Below are 19886 nucleotides of genomic sequence, written 5' to 3'. Positions count from 1 at the left end.
ATGGCAAGTGTGTACCTTTGGCAGAAAAATCAACTTTGGAAATATAGAAAATATTTGATTACCAAAATGCTTTACAAAATGCAAGAGAAGGTAAAAAACAAAAATTAATAGATATGTTTATGAGTTTAGCTAAAAATCCTATTAATAAAGATTTTGTGTATCGTATCCCGATTTTTAGGCTGTTTTATATATAATACCTATCTAATAAATAGTTAGAACATGGAAAGGAATAATAAAATGGAGTTACCAACTAGAGATGCAAAACATGTAACTGAGACTAGTTCTTATAAAATATTCTCTAGAAATATACCCAACCATTGGATTATTAGAGAAGTTAGTGAACGAGACTATGGAATTGATTGTTATATCGAGTTAGTAAACAATCAAAATCAAGTTACAGGTGAACTTATTTCAGTTCAACTAAAAGGTAAACAAAAAATAAAGTGGACGAAAGATGACTATTTTACTTTTTCAGGAATAAACATATCAACAACGAATTACTGGATGAAGTTTCCCACTCCAGTCTTTATATGTCTTGTTGACCTAGAAACTGAAGAGGTTTTTTATTCGTCAGTTAAAGAGTCAGTTAGAAAAAACTTCTATTCCTATATTAAACAGGATACATTTTCTTATAAGATTTACAAGAAAGATAAGCTTGAAGTTTCAACTTTAGAAAATTTTATATTTTCTTATTTTTCTGATAAACATTGGAAAAACTTAGATATAAATATAAATACATTTTTATCAAATTACGCACGTTATACAGATTTCATTAAAGAGAATACCGGTAGAGACTGTTTTATGGGAGTAGATATTGATAGAGTTCTATATCTTAAAGTGTTCTATGAAAATATACGCTTTTTATGTCTGCATTTTCAAATTGAGTGGAAATTAAAGTCAATTAGTGATTATTTTTCAGAAAGCCAGAAATCTTTTGGCGATGCTTATTATATTCATGAATATTATATCGATGAAATAGTGACAAAATTAGGGGAGCTACTTTCTCCAGTTTCACTAAAAATTAAAGATCATATAACCAATATTGAATCTGAGTATTGGCATATTATGGATTTACAGCTATACAATCTTGTAATAAATATTGATGATGATGGAAGTGTTCCTTCATTTATTTAAATGGAGGTTCTAACAAATCATTGGAAAGAAAAAAACAAGGTTGCACTACAGCTATTTAAGTTTTTACCTCATAAAGTTACTTGGGATAAAGATTTGAATAGACAAATGAAGATATCATCTTGTTTTTCAAATCAACCATCCCACAATCTCTAGTTTTTAGAACACTAAACATTTATTTATATTAGGAAAGATTATTTAGAAAGGTACATGGAAAAAAATAAACAATTAATTTGGTTGCAATAAACTGAAAAGAAGTTTGAAGCCTAATAGTTCTAATTATTATTGTTGAGTTCTATTTATTATTATAAATGACATTAGAAGCTAGTTTATGCGTAAACTCTTTTGTATAAGAAGAGGGTCTTCTTGTTCCTATTATAGATATTTTTCTTTTTTTTAGAAGTTCACAATTCCCAATATAAAAAATCTCATTAGGATACTTTTTCATAGATAATAATTCAGGAATTCTAAAATCAATAGTTCTAATCATAATAATCCAATTATAGGAAATAAAATTATTATAACTTATTTTTTATTAATGTGGTAATTTATTTACAAGAATAGGATCAACATCATTTAAAAGGTGTTTAGACTCTTTTAGTACTTTTAGTGTTATATCATATGGATGACCAATAGCAACTGCATATCCTTGCTTTTTTGCCAGTTCAATAGTTTTGATGAGTTGAGATTTTATATATTCGTAGCTTTTTTCATTGTCAAGAAATATATTTCTTGATATATAAGGAAGATTGTGTTTGTTTGCATACTTTTGTGCAACTGATTTTGCGCTTGTTTTACTATCAACAAATATAAAGTTGTATTTAACTAAAGCTTTAAATAATTTATCCATCGCTTCATCATTTTCAGTGAAAACTGAACCTGTATGATTATTTGTATATTTTGCATTTGTATACCAGTTTCTTAGTTGTTTTACTCTATTTTCAATAGTTTCATATGAATCAGTTATTTTTAGAGTATTAATTTCTTCACCTTTAAAAGCACTAGATGCTTGAAGAGGAAAGTGTATCATATAAAAAGATAGATTTTGAGCGACTTTTGCCGAATCCTTATGTGTTGGAGTTGGTGGTAAAAAAGCCATAGTTATTGGATAACCAATATTTAAAATTTTATTTTTTTGTGAATCACTAACTACATCATCTATTATTATTGCAATTTTTGGTTTATCTTTCTTATTATAAACATATGTATCTTTTTTTATTGGTGCTGCTTTTTCTTCAACTAAAGGAATATTTTCTTCACCTATTTCAGTTGTTTGCTCATACTCTTTTTTATTATCTTTAATCTCTTTTACTTTTTCAAGTATTTTATGGTTTATATCTATATCTTTTAAAAAAATATCATTTTCTTTTAATATATCTTTTTTTGAAATTTCAAGCTGAGTTAAAACTTCTTGCATAACTTCTTCATTTGTTACTTTTTGTTCTTGTAGTTTTATTTCTTCTTTAGAAGAGATTTCTTTTTGATTTATATAAAAATAACTAATAGTAGGAATTAGTAATAATAAAAGAGTTATTAAAAGAAAAATTTGTACTAGTTTTTTTCTCTTTAGATATCTTTGTAATAGTTTTTTTCTTAGTCGAATTTTTTTTAGATTCATTTAAGTAGTTTTATTTAAGGAAAAATTCCTTAAATAAATTTTTAGTTAGTTTCTTGATTTACTATTTTTTTAGAAGCAATCCAAGGCATCATATTTCTTAATTTAACACCTGTTTGTTCTAATAAAGAAGCTTTTGTATAAGCTCTTTCAGCATTCATTCTTGGGTAACCAGCTTGACCTTCTAAGATAAAGTCTTTAGCAAATACACCATTTTGGATCTCTTTTAAGATTTGTTTCATAGCAGCTCTTGACTCATCATTGATAACTCTAGGTCCTGATACATAATCTCCATACTCAGCTGTATTAGAAATAGAATATCTCATATCAGCAATTCCACCTTCATACATTAAGTCAACGATTAATTTTAATTCGTGTAAACACTCAAAGTATGCCATTTCTGGTTCATATCCAGCTTCAACTAAAGTTTCAAATCCAGCTTGAACTAATGCAGTTGCTCCACCACAAAGTACAGCTTGCTCTCCAAATAAATCTGTTTCAGTTTCATCTTTGAAAGTTGTTTCGATAATTCCAGTTCTTCCTCCACCAATTGCACTTGCATATGCTAACGCAACTTGTTTTGTATCACCGCTTGCATCTTGGTGAACTGCGATTAAATCAGGAATTCCTCCACCTTTTACGAACTCACTTCTTACTGTGTGTCCTGGAGCTTTTGGAGCGATCATCATAACATTTGTTTTTGAACAAGGAATAATTCTTTTATAGTGAATGTTAAATCCATGACCAAATGCTAAATATGCACCATCTTTCAAGTTTGGTTTGATTTCATTTGCATAGATATCAGCTTGATTTTCATCTGGTAATAAAATCATTACAACATCAGCAATTTTTGTAGCTTCTGCTACTGTTAAAACTTTGAAACCTTTAGCTTCAGCTTTTTTCCAAGAACTTCCATCTTTTCTTAATCCAACGATAACTTCAACTCCAGAATCTCTTAAGTTTTCAGCGTGTGCGTGTCCTTGTGAACCAAAACCAATCATTGCAACTTTTTTTGATTTGATTAAATCTATATTACAATCTTTGTCATAGAATACATTTATTGCCATTATTTTTTCCTCTAAATAATAAAAATTTCGCAGATTATACAAGAAACTATCTAAATATTTGATAACTTACTAGATTAAAGGGAAGAATATTGTAATATTAGCTGATTATAAAAAAGGATAAATTTTGTTAAAAGAACTATTTATAAAAATACAAACAAACTTTAAAGATTATACAAAAGAAGAGTTAATTGAAATAGAAAAATTTATTAAAGAAGAGATTGTTTTAAGAAATGCAAATAATGAATTTGAGTTAAATTCAAAGTACAAAATAGCAACTTTAAAAATAGAAAAAAACTTTGCTATTTTAGAAGATTTAGTAACTCCTTTAAAAAATATAAAAATAGAATTAGATGAATTAAATGGTGCTTTTGATGGAGACTTAGTAATTGCAAAAAGAGTATTTAATCCAAAAAGTAAAATAAAAGCAAAGATTATAAAAATTATTAGTAGTAAAAAAGCAGAAATTTTAGTATATGTAAAAGATAGAGCTTTTTACACAGTAAAAGAAAATATAAGAATTGAAAATAAAAAAGCTTTAACATTTAATGAAAATGATGTTTTAGTTGTTGACAACAAATCTTTTGAAGTTATTAAAAATGTCGGTAATATAAGTGATTCTAAAGTAGATGAATTTATATCATTGTACCTTTACAAAGAGCTTTATAGATTAGAAAAACTTGATTTTGAAATAGATGCAAAAATGGATGATAAAAATCAAAGGGTTGATTTAAGAGAACTTCCATTTTGTACAATTGACCCAAATAGTGCAAAAGATCATGATGATGCAATATATTTTGATAAAGATGAAAATATTTTATATGTTGCTATTGCAGATGTTTCATATTTTGTAAAAGAAGGAAGTGATTTAGACAAACTTGCTTTTAAAAAATCAACATCAATTTATCTTCCAAGTAGAGTTTTACCAATGCTTCCTCCAATTTTAAGTGAAGAGATGTGCTCTTTAAAAGAGGGATTAGATAGATACTCATTTGTTTTTAAACTTCATTTAGATTTAGAAAAATTAAGTGTAAAAAAAGCTGAACTTTTTGAAGCAGTTATAAATTCGCATAAAAATTTTTCTTATGGAAGAATTGATAGAGTAATTGAAGGACATTTGGATTTATATTCAAAACTTGATAAAGAAATTTTTGATTATTTAATTCCTTTATATGAAATTACAAAAAAGTTTAGAAAAAAAAGACTTGAAAAAGGTTATGATTTTAGAACTACTGAAAATAGGTTAAAATTAAGAAATAGTGAACTTGAATCAATAGAAGTAGAAACTTCAACAGCTTCTCATCAACTAATTGAAGAGTGTATGCTTTTAGCAAATATTGAAGCTAGTAAAAAAGTATCAAATATTGCAATTTTTAGAGTTCATGAAGAGCCCTCATTTAAAGCAATTTCAAAACTTGTTGATGATGTAAATATTTTAGGAGTAAATGTAAAACTTCAAAAAGATGTTCATGAAACTATAACTCATATTCAAAAAAGTGCAAAAACTTCTATGTTAAGTGCAGAAGTTGATGAACTTATTATTCAATCTCAAACTCAAGCAAAATATAGTTCAAAAAATTTAGGGCATTTTGGTCTAGGATTTTCTTCTTATTCACATTTTACATCTCCAATTAGAAGATATTCAGATTTAGTTTTACATAGGATTTTGAAAACAAAACAGACACCAAAAAATATAGATGAAATTTGTGAACACATATCTTTAAATGAAAGAAAAGTAGATCAACTTGTTTGGGATTTCGAAGATAGAAAATACGCAAGATGGGCTTATAAACATATAGGTGAAGAGTTAAAAGTAAAAGTAGTTGATATCGAAAAAGCAAAAGCTGTTTGTTATGAAAAAATAATAGGAATGAAAGTTATATTAGAAAACTATAAAGGACAGAAACTATTTTCTAAAATGAGAGTGAAAATAAAATCTGCCGATATAGTAACAAAAGTTATCGTGGCTAATATATTATAAAGTAGAACACTTATTAATAGAAGCTAAATAAGGTTCAACTTTTTCATTTGTTACATATTGCCCTATTAATTTCTCTTTTTCATTTATAAGAATTGGAGATACAAGGTTTATAATCGAGTGTTCAACTGGATTTTGAGCAACAACTGAAAAATAAATATTGAAATCTTCTCTTGAGTTAATTTTCAACTTTTCTAAAACGTCTTTATCAATTTGAAAATCAAATGATACTTTACTTAAACCATCAATATTCACAACAGAAATTCTAGTTTTATCATCTAAAACTAAAAAAGATATTAAATCATCTAATTTCTCAATTTTTAAAGTTTTGATATCTTCAAAACCTAAGATTGGAAGTACAACTTTATACATATAAAACCCCTTAGTAGTAATATTAAAAAATTATATTAAAAGTAAACTTAGGATATTATTTTATTATGTATAAAAATGAATTTGATAACTATTTAAAACAAAATAAAAAATTTAAAGTGTATATGTTTTATGGGCAATCTACTTTTTTGGTTGAACAATATTCTTTATCTATTGCACGAATGTTTGGACAAGATGATGAAATAGAAAAATTATATTTTGAAGAATATGATTTTAAATATGCAAAAGATAAATTGTTGCAATCATCACTTTTTTCTTCAAACAACATTTTATTTATTAAAATAGATAAAAAAATTCCTAAAAAAGAGTTAGATGTTTTAATAGAAGCTTGTAATGCAAATCCTGATAGCACTTTGGTTATTGCTTGTATGGGTGATAGTGATTTTAAAACTATGGAAACTAGCTTTTCATTAAAAACTAATAGTGCATGCGTTCGATTTTTTCAACCAACTGATTTAGAAGCAACAAAATTTTTGGAATATGAAGCAAAAATGCTTCAAATTCAATATGAAGTTAGTGCTTTAAACCATTTATATTTTATGCATAAAAATGATTTAGCATTATGTGTGAATGATTTAAAAAAATTAGCAATTTTAGATGAACTTATTACTATAAATATTGTTGATACTCATTGTTTTGGAATAGGAAGTGTAAATTTTGAAGATTTTTTATATGATTTACTAGCTGGAAAAGATATAAGCAGTGATTTATCATCGATTTTAGAAGAAGGAATGAATGAAGTGTTTTTATTAACTCAAGTAACTTCTTTTATTCAACAATTGTTTATGATTAGCTCTTATGCTAGAACTTTAGGGCAACCAAATCCAAAAGAAATTTTAGGATATATTCCACCAAAAAATATTTGGGAAAAAAAATCAAAACTTGCAATTAATATAAAACCAGAAGTTTTTCAAAATATGTTAGAGTATTTATTGGATATTGAACTAGATTTTAAAACTTCAAAAATCGAAAATCAGAATTTATATTTACAAGCAACTCTAAGAAAGTTTACAGCTTTATTTAGATAAAATCCAAAACTTTACAAAAAAAGAATCCTTGCTGATAATTAAAATAGGAAATGTAAAGAAAATCGGCACAATCTATAAGGAGAATTAATGTCAAAAATCAAACATTACGAAACAATGTTTATCTTAAAACCTACATTAACTGAAGAAGAAACTGTAGCGCAAATCGATGGAATAAAAGCTCTTATCGAAAAAAATGGTGGAGAAATCTCATCAACTGACAATGTTGGAATTAGAGAATTAGCTTATGAAATCGAAAAATGTAAAAGAGGTTACTACTATGTAATCTATTTTAAAGGTAACCCATCAGGAATTGCTGAAATCGAAAGAAATTATAGAAATAATGAAAATCTTATTAGATTTATTTTTATTAAATATGATACAAAAAAAGAGATCGCTTCTTGGACAAAAATGAGCGATGAGGCTGCTAAAAAAGCTACTAAGTAAATAATATATAGGAGCCTTAAATGTATAATAAAGTAATTATGGTTGGAAATTTAACAAGAGATATTGAGTTAAGATATTTACCTTCAGGTTCAGCTATTGCAAAATCTGCAATTGCTACGTCTTATAAATATAAGTCAGCAACTGGTGAACAAAAAGATGAGGTATGTTTTTTAGATTTCAATATTTTTGGAAGATCTGCTGAAGTTGCTAATCAATACTTAAAAAAAGGTTCTAAAGTATTATTAGAAGGAAGACTTGTTTTTGAACAATGGACTGCACAAGATGGATCTACAAGAAGTAGACACTCTTTAAGAGTTGATGCTATGAAGATGTTAGATTCAAAAGGTAGTTCTGAATTTGCTGGAGATGCCCAAGGTTATAGTCCTCAACAAGGAAGTTATAATCAACCAGCAAATCAATATGACGAGCCAACTTCTTTTGACAACAGTTATGGTGGTATGAATCAACAAAAACAAAAAGTTGAGCAAAGAATACCTGAAATTGATATAGACGAAGACGAAATACCGTTTTAGGAAAGGAAAATCAAATGGCTGAAAGAAGAAAATACGGAAAAAAATATTGTAAATATACTGAAATGAAAGTTGATTTCATTGATTATAAAAACACTGAGTTATTAAAATTATCTATGAGTGAAAGAGGTAAAATTATGCCTAGAAGACTTACTGGTAACTCTAAAAATGCTCAAGAAATGGTAGAAAAAGCAATCAAAAGAGCTAGACACATGGCTTTAGTTCCATATATTGTTGATACAAAAAATATCACAGATTCTGCATACGCAAGATCATTTTACTAAGATTTATTTCTAGTAAAGTAAAGGGAAGAAGTTTAACTTCTTCCCTTTTTTTATTGTACAAAGGTTTATAAATGTCAAATAATAATTTAAAAACTGCTTTAAAAATGCGTTTTGAGTATTATAATTTATATGAAGGCAAAGAAGAAAAATGGCATGAGAAATATAAAAATCATGATTTATATGAAGTAGTGGTAAAAAGTTTTAAATATGATTTTAAAGAGATAGGTGAAATGTTACCAAAACTTTTGAAAGAGTTTGAAAAAAACCTATAGTTTTTCCCAAACAGTTCCATTTACTGTATCCATAAGTGAAATATCCATAGCTGAAAGCTCATCTCTTAATTTGTCAGCTGTTTGAAAATCTTTAGCTTTTTTGGCTTCATTTCTTTTTAAAATTAAACTTTCTATTTTTTCTTTTGTTGATTCATCAATTCCAAATTGAAAATAAGCATAAGCATCGTTTCCACCAATTCCTAAAGCTTCTTCAATAAAATTAATATTTGAAATTAACTCTTTTTTTAGATTTTTATCTTTGGGATTTGAATCTAGTTTATCATTTGCACTATTTATCATTTCATCAATTACTGAAAGGGCAATTGAAGTGTTTATGTCATCATTTAAAGCATTTAAAATACCTTCTTTAAATTTTTTATTTACACTTGAATCTTCAACTCCATAAACTCTTTTTTTAAGCCTATAAATCTTATCAAGTCTTTTTTTAGAAGCGATTAAATCTTCTTCATTAAAACTCAAATCTGCTCTATAATGAGTACTCATTAGATAAAATCTAATTACTTCACCACTATATGATTTTAAAACATCTTTTAAGAAAAAAGAGTTACCTAAAGATTTACTCATTTTTTCACCATTTATATTTACAAAACCATTATGCATCCAATATTTTGCAAGGTTTTGTCCACTTGAACATCTTGTTTGTGCAGCTTCATTCTCATGGTGTGGAAAAAGTAAATCAGCTCCTCCAGCATGAATATCAATTTGATAAGGTGAATCTTTATATGCTAAATGTTTTTCTATCATTGCACTACACTCTATATGCCAACCTGGACGACCTTTTCCAAATGGAGCATCAAAACTTACATCATTTACTTTTTCAAACTTCCATAAAGCAAAATCAGCAGAATTTCTTTTTTCTTGATTTTCTTCAACTCTTGCTTGAGAATTTTCGTCATTTGATTTATGTGATAAAGTTCCATATAAATTATCTTTTGAAGTATCAAAATATACACTATCACTTGTTTTATACGCTACATCTTTTGAAATCAAGTTTGAAATCATCTCTTTCATAATTTCAAGATTTTCAGTAGCTTTTGGTTCGATTGTATTATCTAATATATTTAAAGCTTTCATATCAGCTTTATAAGCATTTATATATTGATTTGTTATATCTTCTAATGTTTTCTTTGTTTCATACATTTTTTTGATGATTTTATCGTCAATATCCGTAAAATTTTTTGTCATAATTACTTCATAATCATTTGTTTTTAAAACTCTATGAAGTAAATCAAAGGCAATTGCACTTCTTGCATGACCTAAATGAGAATCATCATAAACAGTTGGTCCACAAACGTAGATTTTAACCTTTCCTTCTTGAATAGGTTTAAATTCTACTTTCTCTTTTTTTACTGAATCAAAGATATGTAAAGTATTCATTTTTTTACTTAAATAAGGCTTCTAGTGATGCAGTATCAGTTGTTTTTTCATCTACTTGAATATTAGTTTCATTGTTTAACGTAGGAGTTTTTGAACCAATTTCAATTAATTCAATATCATATTTTGTTAACATTGAAGCCAATCTGATATTTAAACCAGCTTTTCCAATAGCTTTTGATTTTTGATCACTTGGAATTGTAACTACTGCTTTCCCTTTTTCTCCATTTTCTGGATTTTTTTCAATTTTTACACTATGCACAATAGCAGGAGATAATGCTCTTGAAATAAACATTTCTGGAATTTCAGAGTATTCAACACAATCAATATTTTCTCCATTTAATTGTTTTGAAACCGAACCAATTCTAACTCCTTTTACTCCAACAACTGCACCAATTGGATCTATTTGTGCGTCAATTGTTGAAAGTGCAATTTTAGATCTAGTTCCAGGAATTCTTGCACTCGCTTCAATAGCAATTTTTTTATCTTTAAGTTCAGGAACTTCTAATACTAAAAGATTTTCTAAAAATTTAGGGCTAGTTCTTGAAATTTCAACTAATAAACCATTTGTTTTATCGATGTTTACACTTTTTACAACTGCTTTTACAACATCTCCAACTTTAAAGAACTCACCTTTTATTCTACTTTTTCTTTGTAAAATACCTTTTATTTCACCAATTTCAATATAAGTATTATCAGATTTATCAATTCTTGTAACTGTTCCTGAAATAGTTTTTCCTATTTTTTCCTTATATTTACCAACAATATTTTCTTCTACAAATCTTTGAAGTCTAAATTCAAAATTACTTAAAAGAATTGTTGCCGCATTTCTTCCCATATTTTCGAATTCTAATTCATAACTCATAAAATCACCAATATCTAAATCAGAGTTAATCTCTTTTGCTTCTTCTAAAGAGATATAGTTTTCTGGATTTATAGGCGTTCCTTCTTTTGTAAGTGACCCTTCTTTTAATCTATCATCATCTTTTGAAACAACTTCAATTTTTTGGAATAGTTCAAGTTTCTTATTTGCTCTATCAATATTTGCATCAAAAATTAAAGTTGTATCCACCATTCTTTGAGCAGTTTTTATTAAAGCTTCTTTTAGTGAGTTTTCAACATCATCAATTTTTAGACCTTTTTCATAAGCAATCGAATCTAAAATATCTATTATTTTATCCATTATTAATAACCTCTTTTTTGTGACATTGAAATGATTAGTTTGATTTTCAATGTAGTAATAGGATAATAGTATATCTAAAATAGCCTTTTATAGAAATTAAAGTAATTTTGGGGTAAAATGGAGGATTAATAATATAAAGAATAAAGGTTCATAAATGGAATTATTACTTGCAAGAAATGAGTTAAATGAAAAACCAAAAAAAGTGCAATTAGATAAAATTAAAGAGGATTTAGAAAAAGATGGTCAAAAAATTTTTTATTTTGACAAAGATAACTCTCATAAAGATATGATGGCTTTAGTAAGTGCTTTAGAAAAGAATGGATTAAACGTATATTTTAGAGAAGTAAGATATGGTTTGGCTGATGATGAATATATGTATGAGGTTCATGCACTTTAATATTTTAGTGTTATAAAATTATGAGTTCAAACAAAAAACTATTTATACAAACTTTAGGGTGTCAAATGAATGACACAGATAGTCAGCATATTCAAGCAGAGTTAGAAAAACATAAAGGTTATGTTGCTACACAAAATATTGAAGATGCTGATTTGATTATCATAAATACGTGTTCAGTTAGAGAAAAACCAGTTCAAAAACTTTTTTCTGAAATTGGACAGTTTAATAAAAAGAAAAAAGAAGGCGCAAAAATTGGTGTTTGTGGCTGTACAGCTTCACACTTAGGGCAAGATATTATAAAAAGAGCTCCTTATGTTGATTTTGTAGTTGGAGCTAGAAATATTTCAAAAATAAAAGATGTTGTTGATGTAAAAGGTGCAGTTGAAGTATCTATTGACAATGATGAATCAACTTATGAATTTTCAACTGCAAAAACAAATAAATATAGAGCAAGTGTAAATATCTCTGTTGGTTGTGACAAAAAGTGTACTTATTGTATTGTTCCAAGCACAAGGGGAGAAGAGATTTCTATCCCACCTGAAATGATAGTTGAACAAGTTCGTAAATCAGTTGAACAAGGTGCAGTTGAAGTTATGCTTTTAGGGCAAAATGTAAACTCTTATGGTAGAAGATTTAGTGATAAAAGAGAAAAATATACTTTTACTAAACTTTTACAAGATGTTTCAAAAATTGATGGTTTAGAAAGAATCAGATTTACTTCTCCTCACCCTTTACATATGGATGATGAGTTTATTGAAGAGTTTGCTAAAAATCCTAAAATTTCAAAATGTATTCATATGCCTTTACAAAGTGGTTCAACTTCTGTTTTAAAAGCTATGAAAAGAGGATATTCAAAAGAATGGTTTTTAAATAGAGCTAATAAGATGAGAGAACTTGTTCCAAACCTTAGAATTACAACTGATATTATCGTAGCATTTCCTGGTGAAACACAAGAAGATTTTCTTGATACTTTAGATGTTGTAGAACAAGTGAAATTTGATCAAATCTTTAATTTTAAATATTCACCAAGACCTGGAACTGAAGCTTTAAATTTAAAAGATAAAGAGCTTCCTGATGAGATTGGTAGTCAAAGATTGATTGATTTAATAGAATTACATAAAAGATATTTAGAAGAGTCTATGCCTAAATTAATTGGAGAAACTTTAAATATTTTAGTTGAAAGTCTTAAACCAAATGGTGAAGTAAGTGGATATACAGATAATTATCTACAAGTTTTTGCCAAAGGAAGTGATGAATTGCTTGGAAAATTTGTGAATGTAAAAATTACTGATGTAACAAGAACTTCGTTAAAAGGTGAAGTGGTAAATTAGAAATGTTTAGATATTTTAAATTAAATATTTTGCCACATTTACTTTACTACTTAGTAAAATTAATTTATGCGACAAATAAAAAAGTTTATCATCATCCAAAAAATGATAATAAAGAGGCAATGATTATTTGTATGTGGCATGGAGATTTGATGTCGCAACCATATAATTATTTTGCTTTTAGAAAAAATGGAATTGTAAAAGCGATGATTAGCCATAATAAAGATGGTGAGATTATTACAAAATTGGTATCTAATTTTAAAATTGGAGCAGTTCGTGGTTCAACTTCTAAAGGTGCTGCGAAAGTAATGATAAGTGCAATAAAAGAGCTAAAAGATGGAAATGATATAGCTATAACTCCAGATGGTCCAAGAGGTCCTAGATATAGTATAGCAGATGGAATAGTTGCTATTGCACAAAAAAGTGGAAAAAATATAGTTTGTTTTAATACAATTCCTACAAAATATTGGCAGTTCAACTCTTGGGATAAGTTTATTTTACCAAAGCCATTTGGAAAAATAGATTTTTATATTAGTGAACCATATGATATAAAAGATATGGAATTTGAAAAAGCAAAAGTGTTTATAAAAGAAAAAATGTTAATACACTCAATAGCATAAGTGAGATAAAATGTTTACAAAAGAGTCTTTATATATTAATGTCGTTAAATATAATAATCAGCTAAAACTTGAATACAAAAAATTAAGAAATGATGATGTTATAAAATCTGATAATTCAACTTTTTTAGTTGATAATGATATTTTGCCACAAAATATTGTTCAAAAAATAAATACACTGCAAAAAGAGGAAGATTTTACATATATTTCCACTCTTTTACTAAGTGATACAACAAAACTTGTTCCTAAAAATTTATCTTCTAAAATAAAAGATTGTGAAATTGTGGAGTTCAATAAAGATTATGATATTGTAGTACTTAAAACAACTTTATTTGAAACACAAAATTATTTTGGAAAAACAGGAATAGATTATATATATTCTGCCTTTCATATTATGAATATGCATATTGAAAAAAATAAATCAAAAAATGAGTTACTATTTTTTATTTATAATAATAAAGCTTTTATTTTAATTGTTGATAAACTTGGGAACATTGTTTATAATGAAACATTTGATTTATTGACTTTTGATTCTGTTAAAAGAACACATTTTTATGAAGATGATTTAGAAGGGCAAAAGCTTTTTGATGAACTTTATTTTTTAGAATTAACTCAAACAATACAAAAAATATTGGATGATTTTTATAGTAAACAAAAAGATGAAGTTTTTATACAAAAAGTATCTATTTTACATGTTTTAAAGATTTTAACAAAAGAACAATTATCACAGTTAAGCCAAGAATTATTACTGAAAGTAGATGATTATTCAGTAAATGTTGATGAAGAAATTTTTAAATTAGCAAAACAAAAAGATTCAAAAAATAGTTTTACAAAACATCGAAAAAAGAAAAAAAGAAAAGATCCAAGATATATATTTCTAATTATATTATTAACGCTTCTATCTTTAGGATTCTATAAAATATATTCAACTATTGATTTTAATCCAATTTTGAAAAAGTTAAATATCAAAACTAATAATCAAATAGCATTAGAAAGTTTACCAAATCATATAAATATAAATGATAAAATTGAAAAAAGGGTGAAAACTATTTTTAATTCAGTACCAAATAATGTAGCTATAAAAGAGATGCATATTGATGAAAATAATTTAGAATTAAAAGTTTTTTCTATTCAAGAAGAAAATTTAAATTTATTAAATCTAGCTTTAAACTCTTTATATGTAAATAATGAATCTAAAATTTTAACTCCTGAGTCTAAAACAAATTTCGATGCAGTTGTTGTATCGAAAAATGAGATAGAAATCAATACAGATTATGATAGTTTTACAAAAGAATATTTAACAGATGAGCAATTTAATATTGAAAGTGTAACTGAACAACTAAAGATATTAATGCCAGAAACTGCAATAGTTAAATATATTGAGACTATTGATGCAAAAAAAGTTGAAATTTTTAGTTATAAAGTTGCTATTTTAATAACTGAACCTAATGAGTTTTTTGAATTAATCAATAAGTTAAATGAAGAGTTATATTCAATAAATTTAAAATATCCAATTAGCTTTAAAAGAATAGATAATGGTATAGAAGTAGAGTTTAATTTGGAGTTTAATCAGTTAAAATAAAAGTTTGGTGTATTACCAAACTTTTAATTCATTATAAATACTATCTCTTTCAACTGGAATAAATCCAGAGTTTTTTATAAGTTCCACAAATTCATTTTGAGCAATTCCATTTGCACTTTTTGCACCTGCTGCACTTTGAATTGCTTCTTTTTCAATAGTTCCATCAACATCATTTGCTCCAAATTCTTGAGCAATTAAAGCAAGTTTAACAGTTGAAGTCGCCCAATAAGCTTTTATATTTGGAATATTATCAAGTAAAATTCTAGAAATTGCATAAGTTTTTAAAATTTCTTGTCCTGTTAAAGCTTCTTTAACTTTTAAATAATTGTTTTCTGTTTGATAAACAAGAGGAATGAAAGCATTAAATCCACCAGTTTCATCTTGTAAACTTCTTAATCTTAAAATATGGTCAATTCTATGCTCTCTACTTTCAATATGTCCAAAAAGCATAGTTGCATTACTTTTTCTTCCTTTTTGATGCCAAAGTTTATGAATTTCCAACCATTGTGCTGAAGTTACTTTTCCACCACAAATTCTTTTTCTCACTTTTTCATCAAAAATCTCAGCACCACCGCCAGGCATAGAATCAATACCATTTTCAATCATCATATCAATTATCTCTTGATATGACAGTTTATATTCAGTACTTAAAAAATGAATTTCAGCAGCTGTTAAAGCTTTTACATGAATATTTGGATAGTTTTCTTTTATCAATTTAAAAACATCCATATACCATTTTAAACCTGTATGTGGATTATGTGCTGAAACTATATGTACTTCTTTTATGTTGTTTTTTGAAGAATTTTTTACGATTTCAAGTATCTCTTCATGGCTCATTGTATATTGATGTGGATTTTTTCTACTTGCACTATAAGCACAAAATTGACAAACATCTTTACAAATATTTGTTGGGTTTATGTGTCTATTTATATTAAAGTAAGTTTTTTTACCATGCTTCTCAGTTCTAAGTCTATTTGCATATGATGCTAATGTAAAAAGATCTAAATCATATAATTTTATAGCATCTTCATATTCTAATCTTTCATTATTTTCTAGTTTTTCTATAATACTCATTTTTCCTACTTACAATCAAAATCTTTACTATATAAGTCATCTTTTTCTTTATGAAGAAAACCAATACAAGTTTGATTCAAATCATTATCAAAAAACTTAACTTTAAAAACATTACTTTTAAGTTTAGTTTGAATATCTTCTACACTTAGTTTATTTATAATTTTTAGCTCTTTAATATTTGTATGTCCCAAATCTGCCAAAATTTCAGTGAATCTTTCTTCTTTTAAAATAGTTTGTACAAGAAATATAGCAACTGCTATAATAACCATAACACAAATTATAATAACTGTTTTTCTAGGTAGTTTTCTTACTTCATAACTCATTACTTTACTCACTTAATGGTTTAAATGTACACTCTTCACCATCATAATACTCAATAGAACCATCTTCAATTTTATAATACCAACCATGAATTTGTAACTCACCATTTTTTACTCTATCTTCAATATATGGAAATGTTAGAAGGTTTTCCATTTGATAAACAATAGAGATTTTTTCAGTTGTTCTATATAAATTTTCTTCATCACTTTTATCTTGAAGTGCTAAAAGAGTGTATTCTTTTGCTTTTTTTCCTAATTCTAACCATTTTTTTACATTTACCATATTTGGAGAATCTTCTAAGTTTTGATATAAACTTTTACAAGCTCCACAGTGTGAATGTCCACAAACAATAATATGTTTTACATTTAATACATTTACTGCATACTCAATTGCAGCTGAACTACCATGATAATCATTGTCTGGATTATATGGTGGAACAAAATTTCCAACATTTCTTAGAATAAACATATCACCTGGTTTTGTATCAAGCATTAAATCAGGTGTTACTCTACTATCGCTACATCCTATGAATAAAACTTCAGGTTTTTGACCTGTTTTCACTAATTGTTTTAAATCTGTTTCATATTTAGAAAAGCTTGCTTCTCTAAATTTTTTATTACCTTTTATTAAATCATTTATTAACACTTTTAAATCCTTTAATTAAGTTACAAACTTCTATCAAATCATTTTTTTCTATATCAATTTTTGCAATTAATCTAATAATTGCATTTTTTACTGTTGGTTGCCTAATTGCACCCACCAAAAAACCTTTGTCTTTTAAAACTTTTTGGATTTCAATAACTTTTTTATTATCTCCAATAACTATTGGAATAATTAAACTTTGTGATTTTATACCCAAAATTTCGTAAATTATATTCAGATTTTCCTCAATTTTACTTTTTAAAATTCTTTTATTTTCAATAATATATTCTAAAGATTCTATTGCTAAAGCTGTATCAAATAAAGATGGAGCAGTTGAATAGATAATAGGTTTTGCTCTATTTACTAAAAATTCAATAATTTCTTTAGAAGCCAAAATATAAGCACCATAAGAACCATAGGCTTTGCCTAAAGTTCCCATTTTTATATGATAATTATTTGGTTTAATTTTATAATAATCAAATATACCTAAAAGATTTTCTCCTATTACGCCAGAACTATGTGCTTCATCTACTATTAAAAGAGCTTTGTATTTATTTGCTATTTCAAATATTTCAAAAGGAGCTAAATCGCCACCCATTGAATAAATACCTTCAATTGCAATAATTTTTCTTCCAATTCTTTTATTGTCTAAAATCTTTTTTTCTAAATCCAAAAAATCATTATGTTTAAAAATTACCACTTGATCTGGTTTTAGAAGTTTTGTAGCTAAAATACCACTTGCATGATACTCTTCATCAATAAATAAAGTATCATTTTTTCTAACAAGCGCTTCAATCATAGAAATATTTGCTAAAAAGCCAGAACCAACTGTAATTGCTGATTCAAAGCCATTTGCCATACAAAGATTATTTTCAAACTTTTTATGAATTTTGCTATAACCATTTACTAAAATTGATGCTTTGGGAGAAAAAGAGTGAAGATTTGAAATATTTTCATAGGCTTTTTGTAAAAGAGTTTTATTGGAAGATAAAGCTAAATAATCATTGGAAGCAAGATCGACTATATTTTCATCAAAAATCTCTCTTGTTCTAAAACGATTTGACTTTTTAATAGATTCTAATTCTTTTGAATACAAAAAATTCTCCATAAGTAATTACAAATAGTAACAAAAATTTACTAAAAAATAAGTAAATGAAATCTTTCTAATTTATTGCTATATTAATGCTATTAATTTTTATTATAATTCAAGCATACTAATTAAGTATAAGAAATTTGGCTAAAGGTGTTTTTGCGACCTTCACCTTTAGTCATGCTACATTGTAATATTTTCTAAAATTTCAATTTTTTCATCTACAACTATAATTACATCTATTGAATAAGAGATATTTAAATCTTTTTTTTGAATATAAAAATCAACACTTCTTTTTATTTTAGATAATTTCTGAGGAGTTATATTATTTATTGCAGTTTCATAATCGTTTGCAGATTTTACTTCGAAGAAATGGTAAATTTTATTTTTTTTTGCAATGATATCTATTTCACCAAGCTTTTTAGCATAAAAATTTTTTTCTATTATTTCAAAATTTAAATTTTGCAAAAAGGAAATTGCTTTTTTTTCAGCAATATTTCCTTTCTCTTTACTCATAAATCAACCACCACCAACAAAGTTAAGAAGTTCTATTGAGTCATTTTCTTCTGGAATAAAACTATTCCAATCTTGTTTTTTTATGATATTCATATTTACTGCTGCTGCCATTACTTTATTTTCAACTTTCAAATTTTTTATTATATCATTTAGAGTAAGACTACTTTCAAACTCTTTATTTTCACCATTTATTATAAGTTTCATAAATATTCACCTTTTAATATTTAAAATATATTGATTATACAAAGAGTTGCCTTATTTTCCTATCTACAAACATCAATAACTGATTCTTGATTTGGATATAAATATACTTCTACTCGTCTATTTAAAGCCATGTTAGCATCACTATTATTTAAAGCAACTGGTTTATCAAAAGAGCAACCTCTTGAAAATATTTGATTTGAAGCACCTGAATTATAAATAATATTACCTACATTAGTAGCTCTTTGTTCTGATAGAGTTTGATTATAAGCATGAGTTCCTCTACTATCTGTATGACCTACAACTTGAACTAAAGTATTTGGATATTTTTGTAAAACAGAGTTTATTTTAGATATTTTTGTTTGAGCACTATAAGTTGGATTTGCAGAATTTGTTTCAAACATCATATCATCTCTAAACATTATTTTTACATAGTTATCTGTATTTGAAACTATTAAATCTTGATTTGGATCTAAAACAGCTTGAGGGTTATTATTTACATTTGTATTTAAGCTTTGTGCAACCTCTTGTGCTTGTTTATCCATACTATAACCAATTGCTCCACCAATTGCTGCACCTGCAACTGCTCCAATAACTTTATTTCTTCCTTTATTTCCACCACCAACATTATTTCCTAAAACAATACCTGCTATTGCTCCAAGTGTTGTACCAATAATCGCATTTTGGTTATTATCATAAGTTTCATAACCAGTTTTTTGAGCACAACCAGCTAATAAACTAGCAATTAATGCAGATGATAATAAGAACTTAAAATTTATATATTTCATATTAAACCTTTTTTTA

The 19886-nt window shown here is 26.4% G+C and carries 24 protein-coding genes; 11 read left to right on the top strand and 13 right to left on the bottom strand.

The genetic code is table 11. From position 1 onward, the window contains the following. The first annotated feature begins 237 nt into the window (after positions 1 to 237). Positions 238 to 1134, top strand: a complete 897-nt coding sequence (locus tag B0175_RS02605) for a DUF4365 domain-containing protein (protein ID WP_210004242.1) — start codon at positions 238 to 240, stop codon at positions 1132 to 1134. 292 nt (positions 1135 to 1426) lie between these two features. Here the strand turns inward: B0175_RS02605 and B0175_RS02600 are convergent, their stop codons facing one another. The 3 genes from B0175_RS02600 to ilvC are packed head-to-tail and all read right to left on the bottom strand — an operon-like array spanning position 1427 to position 3846. After that, positions 1427 to 1621: a DNA-processing protein DprA gene (locus B0175_RS02600; protein ID WP_228156051.1), complete on the bottom strand. Its 195-nt coding sequence runs from the start codon at positions 1619 to 1621 to the stop codon at positions 1427 to 1429. Between the two features lie 45 nt (positions 1622 to 1666). Further along, entirely contained in the window at positions 1667 to 2749 is a 1083-nt protein-coding gene (locus tag B0175_RS02595) for a divergent polysaccharide deacetylase family protein (protein WP_108527148.1), read from the bottom strand. Positions 2750 to 2790: 41 nt separating this feature from the next. Beyond that, entirely contained in the window at positions 2791 to 3846 is a 1056-nt protein-coding gene (ilvC, locus tag B0175_RS02590; RefSeq protein ID WP_257122309.1) for a ketol-acid reductoisomerase, read from the bottom strand. A gap of 91 nt (positions 3847 to 3937) precedes the next feature. Between ilvC and B0175_RS02585 the strand changes: the two genes are divergently transcribed. After that, entirely contained in the window at positions 3938 to 5791 is a 1854-nt protein-coding gene (locus B0175_RS02585; protein ID WP_108527147.1) for an RNB domain-containing ribonuclease, read from the top strand. Here the strand turns inward: B0175_RS02585 and B0175_RS02580 are convergent. Continuing rightward, positions 5786 to 6160: a flagellar assembly protein FliW gene (locus B0175_RS02580; RefSeq protein ID WP_108527146.1), complete on the bottom strand. Its 375-nt coding sequence runs from the start codon at positions 6158 to 6160 to the stop codon at positions 5786 to 5788. The genes B0175_RS02585 and B0175_RS02580 overlap by 6 nt on opposite strands. A gap of 65 nt (positions 6161 to 6225) precedes the next feature. On the opposite strand from B0175_RS02580, the gene holA reads away from it, so the two are divergent. From holA to B0175_RS02555, 5 genes are all read left to right on the top strand, one after another. Continuing rightward, entirely contained in the window at positions 6226 to 7206 is a 981-nt protein-coding gene (gene holA, locus B0175_RS02575) for a DNA polymerase III subunit delta (protein ID WP_108527145.1), read from the top strand. Between the two features lie 87 nt (positions 7207 to 7293). Next, a complete protein-coding gene (gene rpsF / locus B0175_RS02570; RefSeq protein WP_012012106.1) occupies positions 7294 to 7650 on the top strand; it encodes a 30S ribosomal protein S6 in 357 nt (118 codons plus the stop codon). Between the two features lie 20 nt (positions 7651 to 7670). Further along, positions 7671 to 8183 carry a single-stranded DNA-binding protein gene (locus B0175_RS02565; protein WP_108527144.1) on the top strand — a complete coding sequence of 171 codons (513 nt, stop codon included), beginning with the start codon at positions 7671 to 7673 and terminating at the stop codon, positions 8181 to 8183. Positions 8184 to 8197: 14 nt separating this feature from the next. Continuing rightward, positions 8198 to 8464, top strand: a complete 267-nt coding sequence (rpsR, locus tag B0175_RS02560; RefSeq protein WP_004510297.1) for a 30S ribosomal protein S18 — start codon at positions 8198 to 8200, stop codon at positions 8462 to 8464. Between the two features lie 71 nt (positions 8465 to 8535). Beyond that, the gene (locus tag B0175_RS02555) at positions 8536 to 8736 is read left to right on the top strand and encodes a hypothetical protein (protein ID WP_004510298.1); all 201 of its coding nucleotides are present in this window, start codon (positions 8536 to 8538) and stop codon (positions 8734 to 8736) included. On the opposite strand, the gene cysS is transcribed toward B0175_RS02555, so the two are convergent. Beyond that, positions 8731 to 10134: a cysteine--tRNA ligase gene (gene cysS, locus B0175_RS02550; RefSeq protein ID WP_108527143.1), complete on the bottom strand. Its 1404-nt coding sequence runs from the start codon at positions 10132 to 10134 to the stop codon at positions 8731 to 8733. The genes B0175_RS02555 and cysS overlap by 6 nt on opposite strands. Before the next feature lie 4 nt (positions 10135 to 10138). Then, complete coding sequence (gene nusA, locus B0175_RS02545) at positions 10139 to 11314, bottom strand: transcription termination factor NusA (protein WP_108527142.1); 1176 nt, start codon at positions 11312 to 11314, stop codon at positions 10139 to 10141. A 154-nt stretch (positions 11315 to 11468) separates the two neighbouring features. On the opposite strand from nusA, the gene B0175_RS02540 reads away from it, so the two are divergent. Genes B0175_RS02540 through B0175_RS02525 form a run of 4 tightly spaced genes read left to right on the top strand, consistent with a single transcriptional unit; the run spans position 11469 to position 15238 of the window. Next, positions 11469 to 11711, top strand: coding sequence for an HP0268 family nuclease (locus tag B0175_RS02540; protein ID WP_004510301.1), 243 nt, complete (start codon positions 11469 to 11471; stop codon positions 11709 to 11711). A 20-nt stretch (positions 11712 to 11731) separates the two neighbouring features. After that, positions 11732 to 13042, top strand: a complete 1311-nt coding sequence (gene miaB / locus B0175_RS02535; RefSeq protein WP_108527141.1) for a tRNA (N6-isopentenyl adenosine(37)-C2)-methylthiotransferase MiaB — start codon at positions 11732 to 11734, stop codon at positions 13040 to 13042. A 2-nt stretch (positions 13043 to 13044) separates the two neighbouring features. Next, entirely contained in the window at positions 13045 to 13659 is a 615-nt protein-coding gene (locus tag B0175_RS02530; protein WP_108527140.1) for a lysophospholipid acyltransferase family protein, read from the top strand. Between the two features lie 10 nt (positions 13660 to 13669). Further along, positions 13670 to 15238, top strand: coding sequence for a hypothetical protein (locus tag B0175_RS02525; protein ID WP_108527139.1), 1569 nt, complete (start codon positions 13670 to 13672; stop codon positions 15236 to 15238). Positions 15239 to 15250: 12 nt separating this feature from the next. On the opposite strand, the gene mqnE is transcribed toward B0175_RS02525, so the two are convergent. From mqnE to B0175_RS02490, 7 genes are all read right to left on the bottom strand, one after another. Next, positions 15251 to 16312: an aminofutalosine synthase MqnE gene (mqnE, locus tag B0175_RS02520; RefSeq protein ID WP_108527138.1), complete on the bottom strand. Its 1062-nt coding sequence runs from the start codon at positions 16310 to 16312 to the stop codon at positions 15251 to 15253. A gap of 5 nt (positions 16313 to 16317) precedes the next feature. Then, complete coding sequence (locus B0175_RS02515; protein WP_108527137.1) at positions 16318 to 16635, bottom strand: hypothetical protein; 318 nt, start codon at positions 16633 to 16635, stop codon at positions 16318 to 16320. A gap of 4 nt (positions 16636 to 16639) precedes the next feature. Next, positions 16640 to 17278, bottom strand: coding sequence for a carbonic anhydrase (locus tag B0175_RS02510; RefSeq protein WP_108527136.1), 639 nt, complete (start codon positions 17276 to 17278; stop codon positions 16640 to 16642). After that, on the bottom strand, positions 17265 to 18371 hold the full coding sequence (locus B0175_RS02505) for an aminotransferase class I/II-fold pyridoxal phosphate-dependent enzyme (RefSeq protein WP_210004239.1): 1107 nt from the start codon (positions 18369 to 18371) through the stop codon (positions 17265 to 17267). Before B0175_RS02505 ends, B0175_RS02510 begins: the two co-directional genes overlap by 14 nt. Before the next feature lie 177 nt (positions 18372 to 18548). Further along, a complete protein-coding gene (locus B0175_RS02500; protein WP_108527134.1) occupies positions 18549 to 18881 on the bottom strand; it encodes a YraN family protein in 333 nt (110 codons plus the stop codon). A 3-nt stretch (positions 18882 to 18884) separates the two neighbouring features. Continuing rightward, entirely contained in the window at positions 18885 to 19085 is a 201-nt protein-coding gene (thiS, locus tag B0175_RS02495; RefSeq protein ID WP_108527133.1) for a sulfur carrier protein ThiS, read from the bottom strand. A gap of 59 nt (positions 19086 to 19144) precedes the next feature. After that, a complete protein-coding gene (locus B0175_RS02490; protein ID WP_108527132.1) occupies positions 19145 to 19870 on the bottom strand; it encodes an OmpA family protein in 726 nt (241 codons plus the stop codon). Positions 19871 to 19886: the final 16 nt, after the last annotated feature.

It is taken from the genome of Arcobacter lacus (assembly GCF_003063295.1).
Lineage (GTDB): Bacteria > Campylobacterota > Campylobacteria > Campylobacterales > Arcobacteraceae > Aliarcobacter > Aliarcobacter lacus.
Note: the sequence above shows the minus strand (reverse complement) of the source record. Positions and strands in the feature narration are given on the sequence as shown.